This is a genomic window from Aquidulcibacter sp. (assembly GCF_044346625.1).
Taxonomy (GTDB): Bacteria; Pseudomonadota; Alphaproteobacteria; order Caulobacterales; family Aquidulcibacteraceae; genus Aquidulcibacter.
Genome location: NZ_JBIIYV010000097.1, coordinates 1 through 7,571, shown reverse-complemented (window position 1 = coordinate 7,571; position 7,571 = coordinate 1). Strand labels below are relative to the sequence as shown.

5 protein-coding genes are annotated in these 7,571 nt (G+C 53.6%); 1 reads left to right on the top strand and 4 read right to left on the bottom strand.

Translation table 11 applies throughout. From position 1 onward, the window contains the following. Positions 1-686 precede the first annotated feature (686 nt). Positions 687-3,260 carry an alpha-L-rhamnosidase N-terminal domain-containing protein gene (locus tag ACIQ20_RS14960; RefSeq protein WP_395781673.1) on the top strand — a complete coding sequence of 858 codons (2,574 nt, stop codon included), beginning with the start codon at positions 687-689 and terminating at the stop codon, positions 3,258-3,260. 482 nt (positions 3,261-3,742) lie between these two features. Here ACIQ20_RS14960 and ACIQ20_RS14955 read toward each other — a convergent pair whose 3' ends face one another. Genes ACIQ20_RS14955 through ACIQ20_RS14940 form a run of 4 tightly spaced genes read right to left on the bottom strand, consistent with a single transcriptional unit; the run spans position 3,743 to position 7,039 of the window. After that, positions 3,743-5,056 carry an MFS transporter gene (locus ACIQ20_RS14955; RefSeq protein WP_346381172.1) on the bottom strand — a complete coding sequence of 438 codons (1,314 nt, stop codon included), beginning with the start codon at positions 5,054-5,056 and terminating at the stop codon, positions 3,743-3,745. Continuing rightward, complete coding sequence (locus ACIQ20_RS14950) at positions 5,056-5,499, bottom strand: VOC family protein (RefSeq protein WP_346381171.1); 444 nt, start codon at positions 5,497-5,499, stop codon at positions 5,056-5,058. The genes ACIQ20_RS14955 and ACIQ20_RS14950 overlap by 1 nt, the downstream gene beginning before the upstream one ends. Beyond that, positions 5,496-6,578, bottom strand: a complete 1,083-nt coding sequence (locus tag ACIQ20_RS14945) for an NADP-dependent oxidoreductase (protein WP_395781670.1) — start codon at positions 6,576-6,578, stop codon at positions 5,496-5,498. Before ACIQ20_RS14945 ends, ACIQ20_RS14950 begins: the two co-directional genes overlap by 4 nt. Further along, positions 6,575-7,039 (bottom strand): VOC family protein, encoded by a 465-nt coding sequence (locus ACIQ20_RS14940; RefSeq protein ID WP_346381169.1) that lies wholly within the window; start codon positions 7,037-7,039, stop codon positions 6,575-6,577. The genes ACIQ20_RS14945 and ACIQ20_RS14940 overlap by 4 nt, the downstream gene beginning before the upstream one ends. Positions 7,040-7,571 lie beyond the last annotated feature (532 nt).

Here is a 7,571-nt window from a genome sequence, read left to right as displayed (position 1 = left end):
GACAAATCTCTTGTTGATTTTCGCCTTCAAAACGTCTGACATTGTCAACTTCCTATGCCATTTTTGTGCTATCAATCGACCCCATCACGCGACACCATCATCTCAAAAATGGCGAAGTTTGGACCCATTTTCAGCTTTTTTTGCTACCAATTTGCTACCAAATGGGAAAAATTCAGTAACAAGCTGTCCCATAACATTACAAGAAAATCTATGTAGCGCAATATATTACGAAAAATCGTGACAAGCCATGAAAACGCGAAAAAACGAGGGGTTCACTTTTCGTAATGATGGGGTCGCAGGTTCGAATCCTGTTTGCGGCACCAGTTTTTATTTAAAAATCAACAACTGAAAGCCGAGACCAAGCTTTGCGACGGGTCGGGAAAGATACCCATTTTAGGTTTGCCACCAATTTGCTACCATGGTTTGACGGCTTTGGTGTGTGAAGGGAGCTATGGAAAACTTTTCGGTGGGGTGGACGACTGCGGGTATTTCCGTGTCTGTCTAGGGCAGCTGTATTGAACTTCCCGTTGTGCTTGACCTTAGTGCATTCGATGGCTGGAATGCATCTTCCTGCGATTAGCACATTCCTGAAGACGTTTGTTCTAGTCAGCCAAGATCTCTGCCAATGAGAAGGCCTCTGTTTTGCCTTTAGGTGTGTTTGAAGTTCGAAACGGGGACGTTTAACAATGCGCTTGAATCCGCCTGCCCCTTTCATCTGGTCACCACGACAGCCTATTGATCCTATGGGCCAGTTAGCCGCCCCGCGCGGACGAGGCGCGCGCAAAGAAAAGCCCAATCGGTGGTTTTTGTTTCGTCGGGTGGTGAACGTCTCGGATGTGACGAGCCAAGCCGAGGTCTCGATCACAGTTGACGGACGTTACGTGGCATTCGTCAATGGAAAAGAGATTGGCCGGGGGCCGGTTCGGTGCAGCCCCCTGTTCCAGCGCTATGATACTTGGCCCATCAATGCCCATCTGCGTGTTGGCGCGAACGCAATCTGTGTTTTGATCCATACCTACGGCGTCGATACCGCCTTTTACGAAGGCGTCAAAGGTATGTGGAATCCTGTGTTTGGCGAGGGTGGCCTTTGGGTTGAAGGACGGATTACGACACAATCCGAGACACAACGCCTGATGAGCGATTGCGCGTGGCGCTGTATTGAATCCCATGCATGGGAGCAAGCGACTCCGCGGATCAATCATGGCCTTGGCTTTATCGAAAGCCTGGATGCCAATTTGTTACCGGACAATTGGTTAGAACCTGATTTTGATGATGCCGCATGGGACGAGGCTCAAATCCTGCAGGCCGGAGGGGGTGGACCAGAGGCTTTCTTTGGCGGTTTGGAAGTCAAACCTTTCCCGACCCTTGTGCCGCGCGGCATTCCACCGATGCGCTATGGCTTGGCAGGCGCAAAACGCGTGGTTTGGATTAAAGGCCAACGTTCTGATGCCAGTCTACCCATTGAGCGTCGTCTTTATGAAGAAGATTTGCTGGTTGGCGCTGAAGACGCAGTTTCTGATCGCATGGAGCTTTTGAAGCCCGAGCATGCCAATGTCACAATCAAGACGACGTCAGACCAAGATGTCTCCTTCTTGCTGGATTTCGGTCGCATCATCACAGGTCGCCCCCGCGTCTCAATGATCGCCAAGGGCGGCGAAATGATCGAGATTGCCTGCTCGGAGCATTTACCGGGTGAATGGGACCCGGCTGGGCTAAAGGCAGATGTGCGACTTACGCGGAAACCACTTCTTGGGCTCGATGCCCATATTTGTCGCTATACTGCGCGGCCAGGTGAGCAAGTCTTCGAACGGTTCGAATGGTGCGCGATCCGATGGATGCAAGTTGTCATTCGCAATGCCCCGGACGGCCTAACATTAACCGGCCTTGGCGCCAGAACTGAGAATTATCCAGTCGACAGACGCGGCAGTTTTACCTGCTCTGATCCCTTTCTCAATGAACTTTGGGCCACAGGGGCCTATACACTTGAAATGTGTATGCATGATGCTTGGGAGGATTGTCCAAGCCGGGAGCAGCGCCAATGGCTTGGAGATGCGACCGTTGAAAATCTTGTGGGTTGGGCGGCGTTTGGGCCAAGCATCGTGCCGTTAAACGCGAAGTTCTTATGCCAAGCCGCGGAAAGTCAGCGGCCAGACGGGCTGACACAAATGTTCGCCCCTGGCGACCATTATACAGATCGACTTTTGATCCCGGATTGGACGCTGCAGTGGATATTGAATGCCGGTGATCATTATCAGCACAGTGGCGACTTAGCCACCATCGAGACCATCATCCCTTCGATCCAAAAGGCCCTAGCATGGTTTGAACGACTATTGGCCGACAATGGGCTTTTGCCAAATATGCCCTATTGGCATTTCATGGACTGGGCAGGTGTGGGACGCCATGGCTTTGCCGCTGCCTTGAATGCCCAATTGGTCGGCGCTTGGAAAGCCGCCGCCACATTGTGTGAAGCCTGCGACATGGGTCGGGCCGCCGCTACATATCGAGCCCGCGCGCTCAAGGCACAAACAGCATTGCATGAGCTCCATTGGGATGAGAGGCGCGGTGTCTATGTTGACGTCCTTGACCCTGCAACGGGAGAACAGGAACTTCGTGCATCCCAACATGCCAATGCAGCTCTCATGTTGTGGGGCGAGATGCCCGACAGCCGCGCGGCCTCTGCTATCGCGCGTATCACGGATGGGGAGCGTCTCACCTTCACTGCCGCGCCGCCCATTGCCAATAGCGGTGAAACCTTGGATCCCGAAAGTGGTGTGGTCCTTGCCAATACCTTCTACAGCCACTTCGTCTATGAGGCTTTGGCCGAGCGTGGCGAATTGGGTGCAGCTATTGAACTGATGCGCGCGCGTTTTGGTCCGATGCTCGCACGCGGCGCAACCACTTTATGGGAGAGCTTTGAACCAACGGCTAGTCTTTGCCACGCCTTCTCCGCCTCGCCTACTTGGCAATTAAGTCGCAGGGTACTTGGCGTTTATCCATTGTCACCGGGTTATCTCAGTATTGGTGTCGCGCCGAACTTGGCCAATCTCGAACACGCGTCGGGCGTTTTTCCAACCCCAGTCGGCGATGTACATGTTGAACTAACCCGCGAAGCTGACGGCTTTCTCGCGCGCGTCCAAGGCCCCGCTGGAATTGCCCTACACATGACAACGGCTGCAGGCCTGCATCATATATCCGGCGATCTGGCGGCCAACTCCGATGGTTTTGCGCAAGCACGCTATCGAAGTGCATCTCAAGGTTGAGGCGTCTTGGACACCTCCTACTTGGAAGATTTTGCGATAGGCGGAGTCCTTTCGCATAGCCAAAATTGATAAAACCCTAGGATCCAGATTATCCGCTTTCGGCCAAGTTCTGTCGAAATTCGGATAGTCCCACATGCGCCACAGGCGCTCTACCGGAAAGTATTACTCCATTCTCTAAAGCAGACATTTAAAGGCGCAGCGATGGGTAGCAGAGCATTTACAATTAGTCTTGCGTGACATTCAAAGGCGGCCGCCAAACACGGTGAGGACCCAAGTTCGAAATTGTTAGCCCCCGACTGCATCCTCATCGCAGGCGCAGGTTTTGATAGAAAAGGGTTCTAGATTTTTTCCATCGCGCGCGCTGCAGCGCTAATGGTTGCATCAACGTCATCTGCAAATGCAGAGAATTCAGCTTTGGCCCCTAGCCCACCGTCTGCACCTGATCGCCGACATCTGGCCAGTCTGGCACACAAGTTTGAGGCCTATGTGCTGGCAGGCTCCAGCGCAGCAAGGCGTAAGCGATAGGCTCGACCAATCGCTGGCAGCAAAATCAGAGGAATAACGCCAAAGATGACGGGCAATATGGCAATCGCCCAACGTAAGTTGGCTTCGCCGAACAGGTTGGTCGACAGCCAGCCCACCGTTGTAGGTCCAAGGAACAAGCCCGTGATATTGATCGCAACATAATAAAGCGCAACCACTTGGCCGCGCACGGATGATGGTGTGATCGCCAACAGCGCCAGCATCGCCCCAGCAGTTAGCATCGACAGGGGAACAGTACTTAGAATGTTCAGCGCCAATGTGGCCACAGGCATGTTTACGAGAAACGGCAGGGTGCACAGCACAACCATCATGATAAAGGCCCACATGCTAACCTGATAGGGGGCATCAGACATGCCTTTGGCCTGCATCCGCATAATGAGCCAACTGGTCAAAACAAGTGACCCGGGCCCAACGATCATCGTGCCGATACCATTGTAAAGCGCGTATATTTCTGTCGGCCAACCATAGGCACGGTTAAACGCAGCGGGACCAAAACTGCCTTGGCCATATGTCACTGTCGTCATGACGCAGACCAACAAAATCACACCCAAATAGGCTTGCCAGTTCCCTCCGATCAGGCGCGCAGCGTCGCGCACGCCATTACCTTCCTCGCCTTTGACGGCGGGCTGACGCGGCGGTTCGGGCAGAAGCAGGAATATCAGTGCGACCAACAATCCCGGCAGACCGACGGCAACAAAGGAAAACTGCCACGGCTTTAAGTCGCCGAGAAGTGGCACGGCAATGGTGGCAGAACCTTTGGCCCAGCTGATGATGCCCCAGGTCGCGATGGCACTTAACCCAACCGCTAGCGAGAGCGCAGCGGAATAAAAAGCAACGGGTCGTGCGCGCTTTTCTTCAGGAAAGCTGTCACCGATGAGCGACATGGCTGATGGGCTCAATACCGCTTCACCAATCCCGACGGCCATTCGGGCAGCGAACAATTGCCAGAAGCCGGTTACGAAGCCCGTCACAGCGGTTGCCAACGACCAAAAGGCAATACCGGCTGCGACCAAACGGGTTCGTTTGACGCGATCTGCCAGCCAGCCAAAAGGAAGGCCCATTGTCGCGTAGAAAATCGCGAACGCCGGACCAATGACATAGCCTAATTGATCATCTCGCAAACCCAAATCTTGCTTGATCGGACCAATCAACAAGCCAAGAATGTTTCGATCTAGATAAGAGAAAATGTATGCAATGGTCAGCATGACGGTGAGCGTCCAGCCTGCCCGCGCTGTCGGATAACGATCCCCCATTATGCTTCTCCTAGAATTTTGTAGAGCACCACCAGATTATCATCAAAGTCGACAATCCCGATTTCGCGGCCGATGCGCCCATCTTTGGTGTGCAAAACTTCCTCATCAAAGACGGTGAGACCTAAGGCGAGCGCGCCAGCAATTGCTGCATCAAGCTCGTCAATCTCCAGGACAATTGCAGACCGACGAGGATGGGGGACTGCAGACAAGGATAGGTTGGCGACCTCTGTTAGCGCCATAACGCGCACTTGAGTTTGTGTTGACAACACGCAGAAGCGCATCACGGCTTCGGCCGGAATAGCGAACACCGAATAGGAATAGCTCGTTGGATTGGGAGGCAGGATGTAGGTCACCTGAAAACCCAGAACATCCTGATAGAAGGTCAACGCCCGATCCAAATCGGCGACAACATAATTCCCGCGCTGGAAACGAAGACCCGTCATCGCCAATCCTTTGGTTCGCCGCGAACCGAGCAGCATTGCACACCTACATTTTGACCATAGTAAAGTTGGGCCAAGGCCTTGGGCATGTTTTCGAACCCCGTGATGATGTCTTGAACTGGCTTCAGCTTGCCTTCACGGATCCAGCCCGCCAGATCCGCCATAACAGCGTCCCAGCGGTTAATGTGATTGTAAACAAAGAAGCCCTGCATGCGGCTATCGGTTCTGCGAAGTCTTGTATAATTGGCCAAAGCGAAAGGGTCGGTGCGTGCATACTCGCTGATTGACCCGCACAGAATCACGCGCGCATGCATGCGTAGGCGCTCCATACAGGCTTCCAAGGTTTCTCCACCGACATTGTCAAAATACAGATCAATGCCATCCGGCCTAAGCGCATCGAGCCGTTCGACCAGATTTTCATTCTTATAATCGATTGCTGCAGAGCAGCCATGATTGCGCACAAAAGCGCATTTGCCCGCCCCACCGGCAATGCCAACTACATCACAACCAACCACATTGGCTGCAATCTGGCTGACCATTGAACCAACACCACCGGCAGCACCCGATAAGACCATGAGGTCGCCTTTGCGCGGGTCGCCAGTTGGAAACAGGCCCGCATAGGCAGAGAGCCCCGTCATCCCCAGTACGCCTGACCCTAGCGCTGCAGGCAGGCCATTTTTTGGCATTGGAAAGAATTTTTCTTGCGGGGTCATGGACGAGACTTTGTAAGTCTGCCAACCCATTTGGCCCTGTACGAGGTCACCTTCGCGCCAATTGGGATTGCGCGACTTGATAATCTGGGCGACCCCACGGCCATGGATGACATCGCCGATCCCGAGCGGCACTTCGCCCGACGGGCTGCCGCCCATCATGTACATGCGCATGACGGGCGCAAGGCCAAGGTAGTGTGTCTTGAGCAAGACCTGCCCCGGCTCTGGCTCGGGAATCGCACTTTGTGCCCAGCTGAAGTCATCTGGTGTGACATTGCCAACCGGATGGCGCGCCACGCGCCAGCTGAAATTAGCGTCGTCATGGATGGACTTGCCATCCGCTAAAGCGTCAAAGGCGGCGAGTTCTCTCATTTAATGTGCTCATTCACTTCGAAAAAGTAACCGTCTAGGTCAAAGAAACTGGCCGCGATTAGTTGCTTTTCGTTTCCATCCGCACCCGTGACCGTTGAATCACAGGGCTCGCAATAAATGAACGATCCTAAGGCGCGCGCGCGCTCGACAGATGCCCTGCAATCCTTGGCAGCGACAACAAAAATTGGTGCGCCGAAGCCAATTTTTGTTGGCAATTCGAGGGGCGCATCCTGCTTTGGGTCGAGCCATTCAAGAAGGCCAATCATCCCGATCATATCATGGTCGCATTTAAGGATCACCAATCGGGTCTGATCACCTTTTTTGCCAGCCGCCAGCTGAGTGCCTGACAAAGTGAAAGGCACATCCATCCATCGGCTCATCCCAAAAACAGTTTCATACCAATGAGCGGCCCGTTCTGCGTCGCGCACCATAAGGGTCGTACGTTTGATGATATCGACCATTCTTACTTCCCGCTTTGTCTGTCGCCAGACGATTTTTTGCCGCGCGCCGAGCCGATCATCGGCATGCTTGCTAAAGTACTATCGGTAAAGTTATGGACGAATTCCGCCCCGTTGCAAGCGCCGTTACACGCAGCGGGCCGAAACATTGTTCGTTTCTGCATCCCGCGGTGCCGACCTCTTCTAGTGTCGGTGCTCCATGCATTAAATCCAAATGCCCAGAAAGAACGTGATCAGCTGAAACTTCGCTGGGGTTCTGAGACCAACTGTACAGGTAAGCCCCGGGTCTGCTTTGCGCCAGGGTTGGCCTTCTGACGGAAACTTGGTTGTCCAACAAGCAGCCATAGGTCGCAAAGCTTGACGTCATACAAATGGCGGCATGGGCTAGGATTCCGCAATGTCGAGTTTGCAATTCAATATTGCCAAACCGCCCCTTGCTTAAGTCTATTGGAGCCAGCTCGTATATCCGTCGGCTCAAGCCTATTCGCCACCAATTCTCAGATATCCCAGTACGGCTCGCACCGCCTCCTCTTCG